The organism is Brevibacillus sp. HB1.2 (assembly GCF_013332495.1).
In the GTDB taxonomy this organism is placed as follows: domain Bacteria; phylum Bacillota; class Bacilli; order Brevibacillales; family Brevibacillaceae; genus Brevibacillus; species Brevibacillus porteri.
Map to the genome: position 1 here is coordinate 226,077 of NZ_JABMIU010000006.1, position 19,888 is coordinate 245,964.

At 47.1% G+C, this 19,888-nt stretch carries 18 protein-coding genes, 2 tRNA genes and 1 riboswitch; of the genes, 16 read left to right on the forward strand and 4 right to left on the reverse strand.

What is annotated here, in order from left to right:
* Positions 1–20: 20 nt before the first annotated feature.
* The 9 genes from HPY28_RS16945 to HPY28_RS16985 all read left to right on the forward strand — a co-directional run bounded on the left by HPY28_RS16945 (position 21) and on the right by HPY28_RS16985 (position 9,738).
* Positions 21–1,307 (forward strand): copper resistance CopC/CopD family protein, encoded by a 1,287-nt coding sequence (locus tag HPY28_RS16945; protein ID WP_017252034.1) that lies wholly within the window; start codon positions 21–23, stop codon positions 1,305–1,307.
* 15 nt (positions 1,308–1,322) lie between these two features.
* Positions 1,323–1,946 (forward strand): YcnI family copper-binding membrane protein, encoded by a 624-nt coding sequence (locus tag HPY28_RS16950; RefSeq protein WP_069847975.1) that lies wholly within the window; start codon positions 1,323–1,325, stop codon positions 1,944–1,946.
* A gap of 275 nt (positions 1,947–2,221) precedes the next feature.
* Positions 2,222–3,463, forward strand: coding sequence for an MFS transporter (locus HPY28_RS16955; RefSeq protein WP_174231002.1), 1,242 nt, complete (start codon positions 2,222–2,224; stop codon positions 3,461–3,463).
* 154 nt (positions 3,464–3,617) lie between these two features.
* Positions 3,618–3,842: a WYL domain-containing protein gene (locus HPY28_RS16960; RefSeq protein ID WP_017252031.1), complete on the forward strand. Its 225-nt coding sequence runs from the start codon at positions 3,618–3,620 to the stop codon at positions 3,840–3,842.
* 98 nt (positions 3,843–3,940) lie between these two features.
* Complete coding sequence (locus tag HPY28_RS16965) at positions 3,941–4,204, forward strand: hypothetical protein (protein WP_017252030.1); 264 nt, start codon at positions 3,941–3,943, stop codon at positions 4,202–4,204.
* 243 nt (positions 4,205–4,447) lie between these two features.
* A complete protein-coding gene (rsgA, locus tag HPY28_RS16970) occupies positions 4,448–5,533 on the forward strand; it encodes a ribosome small subunit-dependent GTPase A (protein ID WP_017252029.1) in 1,086 nt (361 codons plus the stop codon).
* A 138-nt stretch (positions 5,534–5,671) separates the two neighbouring features.
* A riboswitch (purine riboswitch) is annotated at positions 5,672–5,773 on the forward strand.
* Positions 5,774–6,001: 228 nt separating this feature from the next.
* On the forward strand, positions 6,002–6,592 hold the full coding sequence (locus tag HPY28_RS16975) for a xanthine phosphoribosyltransferase (RefSeq protein WP_017252028.1): 591 nt from the start codon (positions 6,002–6,004) through the stop codon (positions 6,590–6,592).
* Between the two features lie 32 nt (positions 6,593–6,624).
* The gene (locus HPY28_RS16980; protein WP_017252027.1) at positions 6,625–7,935 is read left to right on the forward strand and encodes a nucleobase:cation symporter-2 family protein; all 1,311 of its coding nucleotides are present in this window, start codon (positions 6,625–6,627) and stop codon (positions 7,933–7,935) included.
* 711 nt (positions 7,936–8,646) lie between these two features.
* Positions 8,647–9,738, forward strand: coding sequence for a VanZ family protein (locus tag HPY28_RS16985; protein ID WP_254613150.1), 1,092 nt, complete (start codon positions 8,647–8,649; stop codon positions 9,736–9,738).
* A gap of 98 nt (positions 9,739–9,836) precedes the next feature.
* On the opposite strand, the gene HPY28_RS16990 is transcribed toward HPY28_RS16985, so the two are convergent.
* A complete protein-coding gene (locus HPY28_RS16990; RefSeq protein ID WP_069847964.1) occupies positions 9,837–10,061 on the reverse strand; it encodes a hypothetical protein in 225 nt (74 codons plus the stop codon).
* Between the two features lie 35 nt (positions 10,062–10,096).
* Here HPY28_RS16990 and HPY28_RS16995 point away from each other — a divergent pair, with 35 nt between their 5' ends.
* Complete coding sequence (locus tag HPY28_RS16995) at positions 10,097–11,200, forward strand: chymotrypsin family serine protease (RefSeq protein WP_174231004.1); 1,104 nt, start codon at positions 10,097–10,099, stop codon at positions 11,198–11,200.
* Between the two features lie 5 nt (positions 11,201–11,205).
* Here HPY28_RS16995 and HPY28_RS17000 read toward each other — a convergent pair whose 3' ends face one another.
* The 3 genes from HPY28_RS17000 to HPY28_RS17010 form a co-directional block, all read right to left on the reverse strand.
* On the reverse strand, positions 11,206–12,927 hold the full coding sequence (locus tag HPY28_RS17000; RefSeq protein WP_017250695.1) for a protoglobin domain-containing protein: 1,722 nt from the start codon (positions 12,925–12,927) through the stop codon (positions 11,206–11,208).
* Between the two features lie 154 nt (positions 12,928–13,081).
* Positions 13,082–13,507, reverse strand: coding sequence for a metallothiol transferase FosB (fosB, locus tag HPY28_RS17005; protein ID WP_174231005.1), 426 nt, complete (start codon positions 13,505–13,507; stop codon positions 13,082–13,084).
* A 99-nt stretch (positions 13,508–13,606) separates the two neighbouring features.
* Complete coding sequence (locus HPY28_RS17010) at positions 13,607–13,831, reverse strand: hypothetical protein (protein ID WP_007722024.1); 225 nt, start codon at positions 13,829–13,831, stop codon at positions 13,607–13,609.
* A gap of 135 nt (positions 13,832–13,966) precedes the next feature.
* Here HPY28_RS17010 and HPY28_RS17015 point away from each other — a divergent pair, with 135 nt between their 5' ends.
* From HPY28_RS17015 to HPY28_RS17040, 6 genes are all read left to right on the forward strand, one after another.
* A complete protein-coding gene (locus HPY28_RS17015) occupies positions 13,967–14,473 on the forward strand; it encodes a hypothetical protein (RefSeq protein WP_017250693.1) in 507 nt (168 codons plus the stop codon).
* A 116-nt stretch (positions 14,474–14,589) separates the two neighbouring features.
* Positions 14,590–14,666, forward strand: a tRNA-Pro gene (locus tag HPY28_RS17020).
* A gap of 17 nt (positions 14,667–14,683) precedes the next feature.
* A tRNA-Leu gene (locus HPY28_RS17025) sits at positions 14,684–14,766 on the forward strand.
* Positions 14,767–14,932: 166 nt separating this feature from the next.
* Positions 14,933–16,048, forward strand: coding sequence for a response regulator (locus tag HPY28_RS17030; RefSeq protein WP_174226105.1), 1,116 nt, complete (start codon positions 14,933–14,935; stop codon positions 16,046–16,048).
* 98 nt (positions 16,049–16,146) lie between these two features.
* Complete coding sequence (locus tag HPY28_RS17035) at positions 16,147–16,620, forward strand: 23S rRNA (pseudouridine(1915)-N(3))-methyltransferase RlmH (protein WP_174231006.1); 474 nt, start codon at positions 16,147–16,149, stop codon at positions 16,618–16,620.
* Between the two features lie 152 nt (positions 16,621–16,772).
* A complete protein-coding gene (locus HPY28_RS17040; RefSeq protein ID WP_483297552.1) occupies positions 16,773–19,868 on the forward strand; it encodes an ATP-binding protein in 3,096 nt (1,031 codons plus the stop codon).
* The last annotated feature ends 20 nt before the right edge of the window (positions 19,869–19,888 follow it).

Genomic DNA, 19,888 nt, shown 5'->3' on the forward strand with positions numbered 1-19,888 from the left:
ATAAGGAAGCAGGTGATAGGGTGACATATAACATCAGACATTATGCGGTTGTGTTTTTGCTCGCCTTCTTACTTGTACTGACAACGGGTATGACGACTGCTTACGCCCATGCTGGGTTGATGAGCAGCTCACCGCAAGATGGTGAGGTACTGAAGGCGAATCCGGGACAATTTTCTGCGCGGTTTACCGAAACATTGGAGCCAGACCTCGTTACCGTTCGTCTATTTGACTGGGACGGCAAGGAAATAAAAGTAGAGCGGCCGACATTGCAGCCGGGTGATGCCTCGCAGTTAAATGCGAATCTGCCGAGCGATTTGGCTGAAGGGACGTATTCGGTTATCGTGTCGGTCGTTTCCGAGGATGGACATCCAATTGAAGAGAAGCTCACGTTTTCCATCGGACAAAAAAGTGCGGTCGTGGTTCCGCCAAGTGAGCAAAAAGCAGATTCAAGCTACTTGATCATGTACCGCTATTTAGCGCAAGGGATTATTCTCGTAGGTGGCGGCTTGTATCTAGTAGCGTGGGCAGCTCAGCGTCATGGCTTGCCTTCGCTTGCCCAGCTCATCGGGATTGGCAGACAAATCGGATGGAGTTTGGCGATAATCGGACTTATTTTTTTGTGGTTCTTGTATGACGAAGCGTTAACGGCTGTATCACTTACGCAAGCACTGTGGCAGATGGACGGGAACTTGCTCAGTCAGTCTCCGTTTGCGATCATGCTGCTGGTGTCCTTTGCATTACTGCTATTGATGGCGATCCCCAATATGGTGTCTGGCTGGTATGTGGGAATCTGGATTCTCGTGATCAGCGCACAAGCTTTTGGTGGTCATGCATGGGGCATTGCTCCTGTCTGGCTGTCCATTTTGCTGAGACTGTTGCATGTATTGACGGTCGCCGTGTGGATGGGGGCACTTGTCTACTTGCTACTAACAGTCAAGGTAGCTGAAAGAGGACAGGAGTCGTTCAAGAGGTTCTTTTTGCAGACAGTTGCTGTGGCGGCAGTGCTTGCTGTAGTGACGGGTGTTGTCATGCTCATCGTGCAGACGGATGTCATGAGTATTTTCCAGAGTACAGCGGCATGGAGCTATCTGTTATATGGAAAAATAGCAAGTGTCTGCCTCATGCTTCTTCTAGCCTTTAGGCAAACAAGACGTTGGCGGACGAAAAATACCTTGCAGCCCGCTTACTTGCGTTGGGAAATAATATTCGGGATTATCGCTGTTCTGGCTGGACTTTGGATGAGTCAGATCAATTACCCGACTGCGACGACAAATAATCAGGCCGTGATTCAAAATGATAAAAACTAGGGAGGATTTCATACGATGAAAATGACAAAATGGATGAGCAGTGTACTGGTAGCAGGTGCAGTTTTGACATTGGCGACAGCAGCACAAGCACATGTGAACGTATATCCGAAAGAGACTACTACAGGCTCCTATGAAAAATACTCAGTGCGTGTCCCAGTAGAAAAAGACGTCAATACGACAAAAGTGAAGCTGGAATTCCCGGCAGGTGTGAAGGTAAATACTGTACAACCGATTCCGGGCTGGACCTACGAGTTCGAAAAAGATAAAGACGGTGTGAACACAGCGCTTGTGTGGACAGCAACAGAAGGCGGAATCAAGGCGCATGAGTTCCAAGAGTTCACGTTTGTAGGGGCAAACCCGAAAGAAGAGGGCCAATTGGCTTGGAAGGCTTATCAGACCTATGCAAATGGCGAGGTTGTGGAATGGACAGGGGACAAGGATTCCAAAACGCCAGCGTCTGTTACTACCATTAAGGCTGGTGTAGGCGAAGCAGGGCATGAGCATGGACAAGAACAAAAGCCAGCAACCGCTCCTGCCGGAGAAGCGGCTGGTGCAGGCAGCAACAATACCCTGCCATTGGTACTTTCTGGTTTGGCGTTGCTGATTTCCATCGTTGGTCTGTTTAGAAAAAAAGCGTAAGTACTTCATAATCAAGCTGTGCAGTGTGTCCAATCATGCTGCACAGCTTTTTTCCATTGTATGACAATTAAAATCATTCTATAATAGCTGTAATTACTTTCGGAGGTGCATATCACATGTTAAAAACACTATTCAGAGCAAGCAAGTACACAGAAGGAAAAATAGGAACGGCAGCTTGACGCGTACGCATTTTGCACAGTAGAGGATTGTAGAGTAACAATCAGTATGTGAAAACGGAACGCGTCATCTGCCTAAAAAAGGTGGATTCTGCTTCCATGTCTATGAATGCGACAAAAGTATATACGATCAAAAGCTTTTTGACTTCCCTGGCCAATACGACCATGTTCACGACCTATGCGCTTTACTACATCGTGACACTGGGTTTTAACCCGTTTGAATTGCTTTTGATCGGGACGGTATTGGAGTTATCCGTGTTGGTGTTTGAAGGGATAACAGGAGTAGTTGCGGATACGTACAGTCGCCGTCGCTCCGTCATTATCGGGATGTTTTTGCTGGGAATCGGATTTGCAATGCAGGGGATTGTTCCCACGCTTGATGCTTGGGTACCGTTTATTTCTGTCTTCGGCTTGGTGCTGTTTTCGCAAGTCGTTAGTGGTCTCGGGTATACGTTTATCAGTGGAGCGGATACTGCATGGATTGTGGATGAGGTCGGAGAAGAGAAGATCGGTACGATTTTCATGAAGGCCAAGCGCTACTCCTTGTTTGGGAATCTGCTCGGGATTGCACTTAGTGTGGCATTGGCAACACTCGCTCCCAACTTGCCTTACCTCATAGGTGGCCTCATGTATCTGGGGCTTGGTGTCTTTCTGATTCTGTTCATGAAGGAGACCGGTTTTGTTCCTCGTGAGCGTGAGCAAGGTGCTTCCCACGTGAAGGAAATGATTCAGACGTGGACTTCGGGTGCCAAAGTGATTCGCAGCCAGCCGATTTTGATGTTGATCTTGTTCGTGACGCTGTTTACGGGTGCAGCTTCTGAAGGGTATGACCGTTTGTGGGAAGCGCATTTGATCGCAGAAATTGGCTTTCCAGAGCTGGCTGCTATTTCGATGCCAATGTGGTTCGGGATCATTGCCGCACTCGCAAGCTTACTCGGCCTCATCGTCGTAGGCGTTGTGGAAAAAAGGCTGGATGTGAACAATGAGCGGGTTGTCCTTGTGGGCATGTTCACGTTGACGGGTCTCAAAATTGCAGCGATGATTGCTTTTGCCTTTTCCCCTAGCTTTAGCTGGGCGTTAGTAGCGTTGCTGTTGATCGGTGTGATCCAGTCATTAAGCAGTCCGCTGTATGATACGTGGCTGAATCTGAACATTGAGAGCAGTGTGCGAGCGACGGTTTTGTCGATGATGGGCCAGTCCAATGCCTTGGGACAAACGGCAGGTGGTCCGGCTGTCGGATGGATCGGGACCCGGTTTTCGATTCGCGCTTCGCTGGTTGCGGCGGCCATCTTGTTGGCACCGATTCTGATTGTGTTCGGACGTGCGCTTAGAAGGCGCTGAGTTGTAACAAGCATAAGGCATGTGTCCATTTTTAGGGCGCATGCCTTTTTTGTTGAGGGAATAGTTGGGTGTTGAAAACAAACTTGCGAACAAATGTTCTCTTTTGGTATGATGATCTCAACAACAAGAAGACACATTTTGTGGTGGTGGCAGCATGATGATTTTGGAGTTGAGAAGGTACGCGGCCCGGCAGCAAGCAGTGGAGATCATCTATTTGAAGAAGAATGGAGAGGCTAGCAGGCGTACGATCCGTATTGTGCATATTGATGAGAGCAAAGGGAGCTTGAAAGCATACTGTTATAGGAGGAAGGCGTTTCGCGTGTTTGTGTTGGATAACATTTTTGCGATCGCACCTGTGTCTGGTCATTTTGCCGGATGAAAAGGAATCATCCTCCACGCCCCCAGCCTGTTCCAGCGGTACTATGTTATACTAAATAGGTAAACAACTTCAAAAAAGAGGAAGGGCGGGGACAAATTATGGAGTTCTTCATTGTCATCGTCATCATGTTTTTGATCGTAGTATTTGTCTTGGCGTCCAAAGCTGCAAAAGGCGGAAGTGGGCGCTCTCATTCCTCTTCAGACAGTGGGGGCGGAGCCTTCTATGTCGACAGCAATCACAATCACCATCATCGAAATCACGACTCAGGGGATCGTTGGGATAGCTATGACAGCGATAGCGGAAGTGGTGGAGACAGTGGTGGTGGCGGAGATAGCGGAGGAGGCGGCGGCGGGGGAGATTGACGCTGTTGCATTTTGTTTCATTATGGTACAATAATTGGGAAATATGATTCCAAACCTGAATGATAGGTTTGCTAAAGGAGAGATGTTTTATGGTAGCCATCAAATTTGTTCAGAGTGTCGTAGTCGGGGTCACAGGAATCCTCCTTTCAAGCGAACAGTAATATCGTTCACCAAATGAGGATTCGACTGTGACTGGTTCTGGCTGATAGCCATATATTTAACCAATTGCAGGGGGAATCCGCAGTGAATCAACTAACCAATCAACAAGTATTGCAATCTATGGGCTGGAATGAGTATTTTGCTAATCATTTTGCCCCTTATGCCGAGCAAGGCTACAGTGTGGGACGTATCACACTCGAACATAAACGTATTTATCGTCTGTGGAGTGAGCATGGTGAACTCTTGGGCGAAGTAACGGGTAAGCTTCGTTATGAAGCCATCGGACGAGAAGATTTTCCGGCTGTCGGGGACTGGGTAGTGATCAGTGCCCGTCCTGAGGAAAAGAAAGCTTCCATCCACGGACTTCTTCCACGTAAGAGCAAGTTTTCCCGCAAAGTAGCTGGGGATACAGTGGAAGAGCAGATTGTGGCCGCAAACGTCGATACCGTTTTCCTTGTGAATTCCTTAAATAATGATTTAAATCTGCGCAGGATAGAACGCTATCTCATTCTTGCGTGGGAAAGTGGAGCCAATCCGGTGATTGTGCTATCCAAAGCAGATTTGTGTGACGATTTGGATGCATGTTTGGCAGAGATAGAATCAGTCGCAATCGGAGTGCCTGTTCACGTAGTCAGTGCTGAGCAGGGAGAAGGACTGGATCAGCTCGACCCTTATCTGGGCGAGGGCCAGACGATTGCCTTGATGGGTTCCTCTGGTGTTGGCAAATCCACGTTGATCAATAAATTGAGCGGAGCGGAAATGCAAAAAGTCAGTGGCGTGCGCGAAGGTGATGACCGTGGCCGCCATACGACGACCCATCGCGAACTGTTCCGATTGCCGAGTGGTGCTCTGATGATCGATACACCGGGCATGAGGGAGCTGCAGCTCTGGGAGGCAGATGAAGGCTTCCGCGGTGCCTTTGACGATATCGAGTCCATTGCGGAAACATGCCGTTTCAATGATTGTAAGCATATGCGAGAGCCTGGCTGTGCTGTTCAAGCTGCCATCCAATCTGGATCATTGGAAAAAGCACGCTTTGACAGTTACCTGAAGCTTCAACGAGAATTGGCACATCTGGCGCGCAAAGAAGACGCAAGGCTTGCAGCTGCTGAAAGGGATAAATGGAAAAAGATCAACGTTCAAATGCGGGAGAAAAAACCGAAGCGATAAACACGAGAGCCCTTGAGAAATCAGGGCTCTTTCCTTTATATGGACAAGTAAGCGCTTCCTTTTGTTTTCAAAAATTAACGCTTGCTCATAACGCGAGAGTTATGATAGATTTGGTCAATACTCGTTATTACACTTCGAAATAAATAGATATAGGTAGCTCGTATAATTTTGGGAATAAGGCCCATCCGTTTCTACCAGGTGACCGTAAATCACCTGACTACGAGTGAAAGTGCGTCTAGGGTTCCGTTTCTTTCCTATTCGAATAATAGGGTTGAAAGAAAGCTGGTCCGAGCGACGCAGGCACGATTGATGTGTCACACCTAAGGGATAAAAGCCCAGAGGGACAGTTTCACTTGGCGTTGGTTTGTTACGTAGCCCGCTTGTGACACTGTCCGCTCTGGGCTTTCTATATTTCAGCAGGCTACAGATATAAAAGTGGCCGGAACCATACCCGAGGAGGAAGAATTGATGAAAGAATTACAAGAGCGCATCGTACAGGACGGCAAGGTACTGTCGGCATCCGTTTTGAAGGTGGATGCGTTTTTGAACCACCAGGTAGATCCACAATTGACGATGAAGATCGGACAGCGTTTTGCCGAGCTGTTCGCTGGTGAAAAAATCACAAAAGTCGTGACGATTGAGGCAAGTGGCATTCATTTTGCAATGGCGACTTCCTTTGCGTTGGGTGTTCCCTTTATCTACGCGAAAAAGAAAAAAGCTGTCACGTTGACAGAGGAAGTATACTCTGCTCCTGTTCATTCCTTTACTCGCCAGGAAACGTATCAAATCAGTGTTTCCCGTCAGTATTTGTCTAAAGAAGACCGCGTATTGATTGTCGATGACTTCTTAGCTACGGGAGCTGCTCTGGTGGGACTTACGAATATTATCAAAGATGCCGGTGCTCATCTCGTCGGGGTTGGCGCTGTTATCGAAAAAAGCTTCCAGGAAGGCCGTGGTCTCTTGGAGCAAGCTGGCGTACGAATCGAATCATTGGCACGTATTGAATCGATGTCACCAGAAGGCATTCACTTTATTGAAGAAGAGCCTGCACGCGTATAATCAAAAAATGAATAGGAGGTAAGGGTTCACTCATGCTAGCCAAACATAAAATTGTTACTTTGGGCTTACAGCACATCCTCGCCATGTATGCAGGAGCAGTCGTCGTACCGTTGATTATCGGTGGTGCTCTGAATCTGACTCCTACGCAAATCGCTTATTTGATTGCTGCCGACCTTTTCACATGTGGAATCGCGACGCTCTTGCAAGTCCTTGGCACGCGTTATACAGGGATTCGCCTTCCCGTTGTGCTAGGATGTACGTTTACAGCAGTAGGACCGATTATCGCGATTGCTTCTACGAGCAATTTAGCGACCGCTTACGGTGCCATCATCATATCGGGTATATTCGTTGTCTTGGCAGCTCCACTGTTTGGCAAGCTGCTGCGCTTTTTCCCAACCGTGGTACAAGGTTCAGTCGTTACGATCATTGGTCTGTCGCTCATTCCCGTTGCGATGAACAACGCCGCTGGCGGACAAGGCATGCCGGACTTTGGACAACCGCACAATTTGCTTTTGGCTTTAGGAACGTTGGTTATCATTTTGCTTATTAATCGTTTCTTTACCGGATTTATTCGTGCGATTTCTGTATTGCTCGGGTTGATTGTCGGTACGGCTGTAGCTTATATGATGGGGATGGTCAGCTTCGCGAGTGTAGCGGAAGCCTCCTGGTTTAGCGTGGTTGAACCGTTTTACTTCGGTACACCACAGTTCAGTATTGTCGCCATTGTTACCATGATTCTCGTCAACATCATCAGCATGGCTGAGTCCACAGGTGTTTACTTTGCACTCGGTAAAGTGACCGATACAAAAGTAACAGATCAAGATGTAGTCAAAGGATTGCGTGGGGAAGGGGTCGCAATTGTACTGGGCGGCATTTTCAACGCATTCCCTTACACGGCTTTTTCGCAAAACGTTGGTCTGGTTTCCTTGACTGGCATTAAATCGCGCGATGTGATGATTGGTGCCGGTGGAATTCTGGTTGTTCTCGGACTACTGCCGAAGCTGGCTGCTTTGACAACGGTCATTCCTAACGCGGTATTGGGTGGAGCGATGATTGCTATGTTCGGGATGGTTGTTGCATCTGGTATTAATATTCTCTCGCAGGTTGACCTGAACAAAAACGAAAATCTGCTGATCGCTGCTTGCAGTATCGCTGTTGGGCTAGGCTCTGCTGCAGTTCCAGCGATGTTTGATCAACTGCCTACGTTGGCAAAAATGATGCTGCAAAATGGTATCGTGACAGGTTCTTTGACTGCCGTCATCTTGAACATCTTGCTCGTTCATACGAATAAAAAAGCATCTCAGACTGCTCCGGCAAATGTAACTGTTTCGGAAGCGTCTTAACCTTATCAAACAATGAACCGCCATTTCCTGGTTAGACAGGGAGTGGCGGTTTTTCCTTTTATCGTGGCTGCGGTGGAGAGAAGAATATTTCCAGTCTAGGCTCCAGGCTCCGTCCTGCAGGAGGCCAAGACTGCCCGCTTCGAAGGGACTCGCGGGGAAACGCAAAAGTGGTAGCCGCTTCGTAGCTCGGACACGTTGCGTTTCTGTTGCCGGCGAATCCCTTCTCCGCTCGGTAGGACTCCACAAGTCGCTACGTCTGGAAATATTCTTCTCAGGCGTAACTGATGACATTCTTTCTAAGGTTTTTAAAAATCGATTAACACGGAAAGTTCGTAGAGGAAACAGGAGAAAAAAGCGAAGAGCTTTGGGACACAGACCGAGGCGCAATGAAAAAAAGAGAAACAAGCTTTTAGCGTCCACCTCTGAGACGCCTCCTGAATGGACCACTTTGGACGCGGATTTCGCTTTTTTTCATGGAGTCGGGCAGTCAATCCTACTGCGGGTGGCCCAAGAAGCTGAGCGTTTTCTCCTGTTTCCTCCCCACCACTACAGCAACAACTTAGGATTCCTCATGTGAATAATTTAGTGGGAAATGGAAGAAAGATAGAAGGAATCCGATGATGAAAATTGCTGCTGTTACCTAGTTATTCAAAAAGGAGTTCTTGCATGTCTCCGTACGTTTTTCCCATTCAATATGCTTTTCTTGTTTTTATGTTAGGGTGCTATGTTTTATTTGTTCCCTGGCTTATTTACACCTATAGAAAAGATGGGTTTTTCAGTTGGTGGCGGTTCATTTTAAGCTCTTCCTTTCTGTTTTATTTGCTATGCGCTTTGTTTTTGGTGCTGCTTCCTTTGCCCGCTACAAGGGACACTTGCGCCATGCAAGCAGAGAATACCGTTTATTATTCGTTGATACCGTTTACCTTTGTCCGTGATATTCTCAAGGAAACTTCGTTTGTATGGTCACAGCCATCCAGCTATATTCAGCTCGTGAAAAAGCAAGCATTCTTGCAAGCCGCTTTTAATTTTTTGCTATTATTCCCTTTCGGCGTCTACCTTCGCTACTTTTTTCAGAAGCGGGAATATTGGAAACGGGCTTTGGGGTTCGGCTTTGCGTTGTCACTGTTCTTTGAAGTCACACAATTAACAGGGATCTATGGAATTTATCTTTGTCCGTATCGACTGTTCGATGTCGATGATCTCATACTCAACAGCAGCGGTGCTTTATTTGGTTTTTTCGTTGCACCGATTATACTGGCTTTGTTCCCGTCTACTAAGAGCATAGCAGCGAAAAGAGCCAGTGTGATGGAGAGTGATATCGTCCTCCCAGTACCGCAGTTGCTGGCGTTGTTGATCGACTGTATAGTAGTCCAGTTTATGTCCGGTCTATTTGACGTTTTTCTTCCGTTTGGCTGGCTGACAGAGCTGATCAGTACCTCACTCGGTATAGTGCTTGGCTTCTATTTCATTCCGCTATTATGGAATGGAAAGACGATTGGAACAGCGATTTTGCGGTTCAGACTGGTGAACGAAGATTCCGGAAAGCCCTCCGCAACATCTTTATTCAAGCGATTTCTCGCCCTGTATTTCACATGGTTTATCATGTATACCTCGAATGCAATCAGTCAAATAGAAAGATGGATGGAGTCGGCCTTTTATCCATTCCTCATCCTTTTCACCTTTGGCGTCATCGTAGTAATTACGCTTGCACTCCTCATTCATGGTCTACTCGTTTTGTTTTCCCGAGGCAGGCGCCGATTTTATTTTGACTATGCATCCGGTCTCAGACCCAGTCGAAAATAGTGCTCGCAAGATTTTGGTAGATACGTCTGGAAACAGGAGAAATAAGCGAAGATCTTTGGGACACAGCCGAGGCGCAATGGAAAAAGAGAAACACGCCCTTAAGCGTCCACCTCTGAGAAGCCTCTTTGAACCTCTACTTTGGACGCGGTTTCGCTTTTTCCATGGAGCCGTGCAGTCAATCCCCCAAGCAGGTGGCCCAAGAAGCTGGAGCGTTTTCTCCTGTTTCCTCCCACCACGACAGCTCGAACAACAGGTTCTAAAAAAGGCTTCCCCGCAATGACAAGCGTCCAACAGTGCTGGCCAAGTTTTACATACGATGACATGTAAAACAAACTACCTCCAGAAAGGAAGGGGTGCCATGGCAACCTTTCAGGAAGCGCTTCTGGCCAAGAAGCATTTGGTCAAAAGGTGGAAGCGAATGCCGGGCGTAATTGGCATCGGGATTGGCTATGCAAACGGAAATAACAAAAAAGACGGCGCCTGCATTGTGATGTATACCGTAAATGCGAGTGCCGCCGTGAAGAAGGTATGCCCAAGTTGCGTCCGTGTCAAAAGTCAGGTGTCGACAGCCCATGTATCCGTTCCTGTTCGAACGGTCACCTCTGGACGGTGCCAATGTCATCCTACTGTACGTCCCTCTGCAACGAATTATCGCAGCAGAATCAGACCTGTGATCGCTGGATACAGCATCGGCTATCCAGGGGCGTCCGGAACGGCTGGGTTAATCGTTGCGCGAGGAGGCCAACGGTTTGTGTTGAGTAACAATCACGTCCTGAATCGTAACAATACGAGTGGCTATACCGAGACCATCCAGCCTGGCGGAGCAGACGGAGGTCGTTCAGGAAGAGATCGAATCGGACGCTTGTATCGCTATGTTCGTCTTCGGAGAAATGCAGTGAATCGAATGGATGCAGCGATTAGTATCCCTACTTCCAATCGACTCCTTGCCCCTCGGTATGCAACAGTAGGCAGAGTACCAGGTGTTATACGTTCGTATGGCATCGGGCGCAGATTGAAAAAAGTGGGCCGTTCATCAGGGCTGGCATGGGGAACGGTTGAATCCATCCACACCGATATTGATGTCAGTTACGGGAACTACGGAGGGCTGGGGACCATCCGTTTTCAGAATCAGACGGTCATCAGAAGTACGGTTCCCATCTCCTTACCTGGAGATTCTGGCTCTGTTTGGCTGACTGCGGGCAATTACGCTGCAGCCGTGAATTTTGCTGGTTCAGCCAATGGCAGGCTCTCGATTTCGTATCCGGTTGTCTGGGCATTGCAAGCGCTTGGTGTCGGGGTAGCAAGATCAGCAGGGAGAACTGGCAAGTCAGTTGCCAAAGCCAAAAGAGTCAGGAGAAACAACGCTCGTACGAGACCACTGTCTGCCACTGAGTTAAACCGTGTCCAAACAAAAAAAGCTGCCTCCAAAAGGCAGCTGAGCAAGAAAAAGACGAATAGATAATAGCATTAGGAAACTTCTTTGGCTAACTGATCCAGTATGTGGAGAATGCGGTTTGAGATATCTTCTAGCGTATCAAACGCAGCTTCTGCTTCCTCTAGTTTTCCTTGCTTGACGAAATAGTAAATCCGCCGAACAGTTTCGTGGAACTGTCGATGAGGCACATCTAATTGCTTGAAAGAGGGCAAGGTGCTCACGGATGGATTGTTCAGGGCTTCGTCATACCAAATCCCCAAGCGGCATTGATGATGGTCGACGAGTTCTTTTTCATCAATGTGGTGATACCCAAGCATGAAGTTGTATAGCCACCATTTCCATAAGAGATGGTCGGTTTTGACGATTCGCAAGTAATGTTTGGTCTTTAAGTGGCTCGTTTGTGTGATGCTTAGCTTGTGCAGGCTATTAATGCCGGCGCCAACATCATAGACGTTTTTACCTGCATTCGAGACATGCGAAGAGACTTGCTCCATATTCGTCTGGACTTGCGATATGCGCATCGAAATGTCATCTGTGGCAGCAGACTGCTCTTGTGCCAATGCTGCAATGTGTCCGGTGGAATGCCCGACAGTCTCAATATTTTGCACAATATCTCCTAATATCCCAATCGCATCACGTGTCTGATTCGCTTTATCGTTAAAATGGTCGCTCATGAGAGTGGCCGTTTCTTTTACCTGGACAGCTTCATTCTGGACGTTATTGATTGTGGCCGTAATGCTTTGAACGGATTGCTTGGTTTGTTCGGCGAGCTTTCGCACTTCATCTGCCACGATAGCAAAGCCGCGCCCGTGTTCGTTGGCTCGTGCTGCCTCAATCGACGCATTCAATGCAAGAAGATTGGTTTGATCGGCAATATTGCGTATAACTTGGACGACCTGGGAAACTTCTGCAATGGACGTCATTAACTGCGAAATTTTTGTTTGCATCTCTTGGAATTCATCTGCCATGGAAAGAAAGCTAGTCAATGACTCTTGGATAATATCTTTGCCCATCGTCGCTTGCTCGATTGTTGTGGAAGCACTCTCTGCAACGGAGACCGCTGATTGAGCCACTTTTTGCACAGATTCGCTTAGTTGTTCGGCAGCAGATCCCACATTGCCAGCTTCCTCGGTTGTATCCTCAAGCGTGTCCAGCACATGCTTGAATTTATCGATCTGAATCACTAACTCCAGAACTTCGCCCAGGCGATCAATAACTTTGTAATCATTATCCTCCTGATACGATTGGAGGACGATTTGCGAATCAAGCGTGATGATCTTCATGAATGCCAACAGGACGGAAGATAGTTCTTGGGGACGTTTCGAATAAGTGTTGACGATTGCGGGAATCAAAAATTCATAGACCCGCAAGTAAGAGCCCGTATACCATTCTGGCGCAAGTCCAATTTTGCTGTGGACCTCTCCGATTTTCTTACGCCCGGCTACATAGGCGTCGTCTAGCTTGGCATGTGGAAGCGATTGCAAATAGTGACGAAAGGATACAGCCAATCGATCAACCGTCGTATGCGTTTCGATGATTTGCATAAGATGGGGGTATTGGCGAAGCATGTGGTAATGACGCTCTGTAATGGCCTCTAGGTGTTGGGTTAGGAGTGGTTCAATTTGTTTCAACTGATCAAGGTCTGTCTGATTCATTTGCAAAAAATGAACTTTTCCCTGTAGCTGATCGGGCATTTGGACATCGCTTTTTTGAATTGAGGCGGTAACGGTTTGAGCGCCACGCTTACCAAACATAAAATCCCTCCATATTTTTACGAAAAACGGGCCTATTCATCAAAAGAATAGGCCGTAAGTGCTTTTTAGATTATAGCATTCACGAATGGAGTTGAATCTTTGGAACTATTGTGATTTTGTGAAAAGTATATTAAGAAATGGGCAGCGTCATCCATTATTCAAAAAAGGTCATGTGATGCTTTTCGTCCCGGTAATAGGCGAGGCGGTCCTGGAGAGCGCCTGTATGTAATTCGAACTTATGCCCATCAGGGTCGGTGAAATAAATGGAACGCTTATCCCGCTCCGAACGATCCCGTCCATGCAAAATGGTAACGCCGTACTTTTCTAAATGAGCGTACCACTCATCAAATGACTCTTCTGAGATCGTGAAGGCCATGTGTGTATAGGAGTGAGTAATTTCATTGCGTGGGATGTCTGATTCCTCATTCAGCGCCAACCAGTGGCCATTCAGTTCAAAATAAGCCAGCTTGCGACCTCGTACAAGTGGTTTGGCATGCAGGACATCCCGGTAAAAACAAAAAGATTTCTCCAGATCTGAGACAGAGAAAAGCAAATGATTCAATCCTTGAAGTTGCGGCAATACGTCCCCCACCTTTTTAGCAATAATCTTGCAACTATTGCTATTGTATGAGGAAAACAGGCAAACCACCAGTCTATCCCGGGTCTGCCTGCCATTTGTTTAGGATTGACTTTGTTGAGCTTGCGCTTGGGTTTGCAGCGTGGATTGGACTTGGGATACCATCGTTTGCGCTTGGGCAATTTCCTGAGACGCTTGCTTCAAGGCTTCTTCGGCGAGCTGTGGATTGGCTGCAGATTGCTCGATCGCTTGCGTAATCATATTTTTTGCCAGCGTGGTGGCTACCTCTGCTTTTTTAAGCGAGTCGGTGTTAATTTGGCTAGGCATGATATACCTCCTGCGGGTTTCGATGATGGGAACACCGTATTAATTTACCCCGCACGCAACGGTTTATGTATGATAGATACGCGTCCAACCGTTTTCCTCCCGCGATGCATAGTCTGACAGGGGGAGGGACGTCAGATGAAAAAGCAATGGGTGCAAGTCATTCGATTGGCAGAGCAAGCTTTCTTTACGATTATTTTTTCAGCGCATAAGCGGGTGGGGGATCGCGGAATCATTTTACCCAAGCGGTTTCATTCCAAGTTAAAAATTCGCCGTTTCCTGCAAAAATTCATGACCCCTTGTCTGGCAAATCGAGTGATCGGCAATCTTGATTTGCGGCGAATAAACGGACAACTCGCGATCCCTGTAGGTGATACGATCGGGGCACCACCGATTGTTAAATCAAAGGTCCTCTCTTCGGGCAGCAGGTGTGCGACGCTTGTGGTCTGGTTTGCCTTCGATTCAAGTGATCGATTTTTCCGTGTGTACCAGTTGAAAAAGCTTCCGAATGGGCGCTGGATCGTTGTAGGGCGTCATCCGCTGGACTATCCGTTTAACCTTCCGCAGGATTTCCTGAAACGACAAATACCATGTGGGAAAATCTGTACATCATGGAGAGGGAAGTTAAAAACTAGGAAAAAATGACTATCTTCCAAAAAAATCCGGTATTGATATTGGTTCAATTTGCCTGTATAGTATGTAAGTGTTGCAATACTTATCGGAAATTGTCGAATGAGAGAAGTTCCGATATGGCTGGAAATCGGGAAGTAGCTCAGCTTGGTAGAGTACTTGGCTTGGGACCAAGGGGTCGCAGGTTCGAATCCTGTCTTCCCGACCATGTTTTGTTTTGAATAGGCCGGTATGGCGGAATTGGCAGACGCGCGCGACTCAAAATCGTGAGGGAAACCGTGGGGGTTCAAGTCCCTCTACCGGCACCAGCAATCTATACATATGGTTTTCGTTATAAGGTGGGGAACAGTGAGTAGGCCTGTTTCTCACTTTTTTTTTTGTTCTTACAATCATTGTCCATTATACCGACAATAGATAGGGAAGATTGCATGGAAGCAGCAGGACAAACAAAGCCTGCCAAAGGAGAGGACGACAGTGATTACGGTAATGATAGTGGAAGATGAGAAACCCATCCTTGATCTCATGAAGCATGTCATCGGACAAAACGATCACTACACGATCGTTGGAGCATTCACACATCCACTAGAGGCTCTCGCTTGTCTGCCCGATCTGTGCCCTGATGTGGCGTTCTTAGATGTAGAAATGCCAAAAATGAACGGACTTGAGCTAGGCTCTAAAATAAATGAGTTGTCTGAGCACACTAAAATTATTTTTACGACTGCCTATAAAGAGTACGCGTTGGATGCGTTTAAGGTGTACGCGTTTGACTATATTTTAAAACCGGTTACGCCTGCGGCCATTGAACGAGTTACAAATCGGTTAGTCAAACAGCTACAAATGACGGCCCCGATCAAACAACCTATGAAGAACGTTTCCATCCAATGCTTTGGTGGCTTGGACGTGCGCAATGCAGGAGGTGAGGTTGTTCGATGGCCAACGAGAAAGAGTGAGGAGCTGTTTGCCTACTTTCTCTGTCATCCCAAGGAGGATATCAGCAAGTGGCATCTGACTGATCTTTTATGGCCGGAGATGGACGAGAGCAGGGCCACGCATAACCTGCACAATACCATGTATCGACTGAAGAAAATCATGAAAGAGCAAGAACTCGGCATCGATATACAAAAAACGGGTGAAGGCTATCTATTTCACCCGATGGATCAGACGTACGATTTATTGGCATTCCAGCAATTCGATCTCTCTTCGTTAAAGGACAGCAAAAGCGCAGGAGGAGTCGAAAATTTGTGTGCAATGTACAAGGGGGCCCTTTTTGATCGCAAGGATTTCTTGTGGAAAGCCCCTCTGGAAGAACGGTACCGGAAAAAGTATACGGAGCTGGTGTGCAAACTGGTAGAGCTCGACATTGCCTCAAAGGAGTTACCAAGGGCTGCGCGCAGGCTGGAAGAGTACTTGGCGGTGTACCCTTTGCACGAGGAAATGAATGTCGCCTTGATGGAGATTTACGCAAGGGGCGAACAAAAACAGAAAATCGTCCAGCACTATGCCAAATTCGCTGATGCCTATCACCAAGAGTGGGACATGGAGCCGCCGAGGGAAATAAGCGAGTGGGTATCCCGCGTGGCTGGACAGTGACAATGATGCAGGCAGATATCATTTCGACCACAGATCATGTGAGAAGTTTGGGAGAAGTTATTGCTATCATTCCTAGAAAAAGGAAGAAGGCGAGTTTCATGCAATTCAGCATTATATCTGTGGGAAAAATCAAAAATGATATCTTGCCGCGAGTGGAAGCATACAGTAAACGCTTGGCCGTCTATTGCAGAATGGACATTGTTGAAATTCCAGAAGAAGCCCGAATGGAAACGATGAGTAGTGCTGAGATCGAACAAGTGAGGCAGTCGGAAGGACAAAAAATTCTCGCGCAAGTCAAACAAGAGCAGCATGTCATCGCCCTCACTGGAGAAGGAGAGCTATGGACGCCAAAGCGACTATCTGTGCAAATAGAAGATTTGTCGATGGAGGGCCGAAAAGAGATTCTCTTTGTCATTGGCGGTTCACTTGGCTTATCAGAGGAAGTCTTGGTCAGAGCAAATGATCGGCTGGCACTCCCGAAGAAAGCATATCCGCATCAGTTGACGCGTTTAGTCGTGTTGGAACGCTTGTACAGAGCGCTACGAATCAGCCTGGGAGAGCCGTTGCGGTAGTCCAGTTCAACGGCAAAAGGAGTCTCGAAACCATGAGACTCCTTTTTTCTTTATACGTAAAAACATTGTGAGATTTTTGTGAGGGGGAAATGGTACTCTTAAAACGAAAAGATCGTACATCTTCGGGCTCTGTAAGGGAAGGGGATACATTTTTGGATCGAAGAAAATTTCTGATGCCTGCCGGGATTGGTTTGGTTTTTTTGCTTTCCATAGCGGTATTTATCGGGATCTATATACAAACCTTCCCTAGTCGGGACATGCCCATGGCGAAGCGGGGAGTACTCGATTTGTCGAGCTGGGATTTTCAAAGACAAGGATTGGTCAATTTAGATGGAGAATGGGAGATATATCCTGGAAAATTGCTTTCGCCTGAAGATTTTCGACGAGGGCAACATGCAAATCCCTCGTATCTGGTCGTGCCTGGAACGTGGAAGGGAGACAGTCTCATCGATAGTATCGACCGGAAAGGCGCTGTAACCTATCGATTACAAGTAAAGCTCCCAGAAGACGGGCAAATATATGGGTTAAAAACAAAGAGCATTCGGATGTCCCACCGATTATATGTAAATGGAAACGAAGAAGGTGCGAGCGGACAGCCAGCCGTAGAGAGTGAATCCCATCAGCCAGGGAATACACCGTATACTGTGTTTTTTTCCGCGGTTGACAAGGACCTGGAGATTGTCATTCAAGTGGCGAATTTCATGTTTTTCACCGGGGGGATTGCGAGCTCGATTCAACTGGGCTTGGATGGGGATATTGCCATTCTAAACAGCACCTTGCTCGGAACAGATATTGCCTTTGTCGTAACACTAGGGATCATGGCTGCCTACCATCTCAGCTTTTATTTTCTCCGCATGAGGGATAGAACCTATTTGTTCAGCGGCAGCTATATGATTGTTCTTGGTATTTATCACATGGTTTTTGGTGAAAAGGTACTGTTGCAGCTTTTCCCTTCGATTCCTTTCGTTGTTGCCTACAAGGCACAGGATGCATCCCTGTTCGCAAGCTCGATCTTGCTCGCCCTATTTTTCTGCTCCATCGATACGAGGGTTCTATCCCGCAATTGGCTGGTGAAGCTGACAGCGCCTATTTTTCTCTACATCCTTGTCATACTCGTCTTGCCCTACTCCTTCTATACAAATCTGAAAGGGCCTCTCTTGATTTATGTGCAAATCTTTCATTTCTTTATATTGGGTAGGCTGCTTTATTTATCTAGCAAGAGTCAAAGGGACTCGTCGGACCGAAAAGAAATGCTGCTTTTCGTTGGTGCGAGTATTTCCTTGTCGGTCAGTCTCATTGATGGTCTTTTATACGCAGAAAACATCGTACCCACTGATCTTGCGGGAAAAATCGGCATCCTGTATTTCATTACCTTCATCAACATTCTTTTGGCAGTGCGATTCACGAATGCCTATGAAAAGACAGAGATTCTTTCTCATCAATTGAAGATTTCCAATCAGATCAAAGATGAATTTCTGACGCATACTTCGCATGAGATGAAGACACCGCTGCACGGGATTATCAATATCACGTCCCATTTACTAGAGGATGAGAATCATGCGTTGTCTTCCAAACAAAGACAAAATCTTTGGCTTGTCAAGGATACATCGATCAAGCTGTCTATGCTGGTTGGTGATTTACTCGATGTTACTCGCCTGAAGCATGGGGAGCTGCGCCTCCATTTATCAATTGTGGATATCAAGGTCATCACCCAAATTGTCTTTGACGTACTGCAATTCGAATTGCTGGGGAAAGATGTCCGACTGGAAAATCAGGTCCCCGCTAACATTTGGGTGTATGCAGATGAGAATCGGCTTCGTCAAATTATGTATAATCTCGTACACAATGCCATCAAGCATACGAATGTAGGCTCGATTCAGGTAACGGCGGGCGTGGTGGAGGGACAGGTTCGTATTTCTGTTGAGGACACGGGGATAGGAATTTCACCAGATAAGCATGAAGTCATTTTTGATTATTTTGAGCAGGTCGATGAGCTATTGCCACAGGATGGATATACAGGCATGGGGGTAGGCTTATACATCAATCGCAAGCTGGTTGAACTCATGGGAGGAGAAATTTGGGTAGAGAGCTCGGAGCTTGGCAAAGGCACTCGTATGACCTTTACGCTGGCGACGGGGCATCAGCAGATGGTCACTCAGGAGCTCGCCGCAACGGCTCAGGAGAGGCATCGGGAGGCCAGTGAACAGATTCCTCTTAACATTTTGGATGATCACCAATACACCATCATGATTGTCGATGACGAGGCATCCAACATTCACACCTTGCTGAACATCCTTTCCAAGCATTGCTATAATGTCATTTCGGCCTTTTCGGCAAAAGAAGCCATGAAGAAAATCAAGGAGCATCCACAACCTGATCTCGTCATTCTAGATGTGATGATGCCAGGAGTATCGGGGATTGAGCTGTGCCAGCTGTTGCGAACACAGTATTCGATTCTTGACCTGCCGATCTTGTTTGCTTCTGTCAGAGATACCCCTCAAGACATTGCACTCGGCTATCGAGCAGGGGCGAACGACTATGTGACCAAACCGTTTGATGCGGAGACACTCATTGCCCGCGTGCAGACACTGATCTCGATGAAGACCTCCATTCAGGAGGCAATTCGCAATGAACATGCGTTTCATCAGGCTCAAATCAAGCCACACTTTCTCTACAACGCTTTAAGCAGTGTCATTTCTTTCTGTTATACGGATGGAGAAAAGGCAGCGTATCTCATCACCATGCTCAGCCAATATTTGCGCTATATTTTGGATATGGATCGAACGACGCTGTTCGTTCCGTTATTTCGGGAAATGGAGCTCATCCATGCTTATGTAGAGATTGAAAAGGCTCGTTTTGGGGAAGGTTTCGATTTTGTGTGTCACGTAGATGATGGAATTCTTGACAAAGAGATTCCTTCCTTGAGCATCCAACCGTTCGTAGAGAATGCGATCCGACATGGATTGTTCGAAAAGGATGAAAAAGGTCACGTGACGCTTACAATTGTGGACGGAGGTCATTACATCAAGGTCATGATTGAAGACGATGGAGTGGGTATTGCAGATGATCTCCTGTATCAAATGTCAAAAGGCGAGAATCAAAAAGGAAGCATCGGCATCCAAAACATCCGCAGACGATTGGATACCATTCCTGGTGCTACGTTGAGTATCACCTCTGAAATGGGAAAAGGGACCAAAGTCGTTATGTATATTCCTACTCCTGAGGGGATGCATGCTACAATAGCGTAGTATAGAAGGAAAAGGAGGCG

Bases quoted from the DNA above. Each gene is read 5' to 3' on its own strand.
- HPY28_RS16995 (WP_174231004.1), top strand. From the start codon at position 10,097: ATGGCAACCTTTCAGGAAGCGCTTCTGGCCAAGAAGCATTTGGTCAAA.
- HPY28_RS16960 (WP_017252031.1), top strand. From the start codon at position 3,618: ATGATGATTTTGGAGTTGAGAAGGTACGCGGCCCGGCAGCAAGCAGTG.
- HPY28_RS17000 (WP_017250695.1), bottom strand. From the start codon at position 12,927: ATGTTTGGTAAGCGTGGCGCTCAAACCGTTACCGCCTCAATTCAAAAA.
- HPY28_RS16990 (WP_069847964.1), bottom strand. From the start codon at position 10,061: ATGTCATCGTATGTAAAACTTGGCCAGCACTGTTGGACGCTTGTCATT.
- HPY28_RS16965 (WP_017252030.1), top strand. From the start codon at position 3,941: ATGGAGTTCTTCATTGTCATCGTCATCATGTTTTTGATCGTAGTATTT.
- HPY28_RS16975 (WP_017252028.1), top strand. From the start codon at position 6,002: ATGAAAGAATTACAAGAGCGCATCGTACAGGACGGCAAGGTACTGTCG.
- HPY28_RS17035 (WP_174231006.1), top strand. From the start codon at position 16,147: ATGCAATTCAGCATTATATCTGTGGGAAAAATCAAAAATGATATCTTG.
- HPY28_RS16980 (WP_017252027.1), top strand. From the start codon at position 6,625: ATGCTAGCCAAACATAAAATTGTTACTTTGGGCTTACAGCACATCCTC.
- HPY28_RS16950 (WP_069847975.1), top strand. From the start codon at position 1,323: ATGAAAATGACAAAATGGATGAGCAGTGTACTGGTAGCAGGTGCAGTT.
- HPY28_RS17015 (WP_017250693.1), top strand. From the start codon at position 13,967: ATGAAAAAGCAATGGGTGCAAGTCATTCGATTGGCAGAGCAAGCTTTC.
- HPY28_RS17010 (WP_007722024.1), bottom strand. From the start codon at position 13,831: ATGCCTAGCCAAATTAACACCGACTCGCTTAAAAAAGCAGAGGTAGCC.
- HPY28_RS16985 (WP_254613150.1), top strand. From the start codon at position 8,647: ATGTTAGGGTGCTATGTTTTATTTGTTCCCTGGCTTATTTACACCTAT.
- HPY28_RS16955 (WP_174231002.1), top strand. From the start codon at position 2,222: ATGTCTATGAATGCGACAAAAGTATATACGATCAAAAGCTTTTTGACT.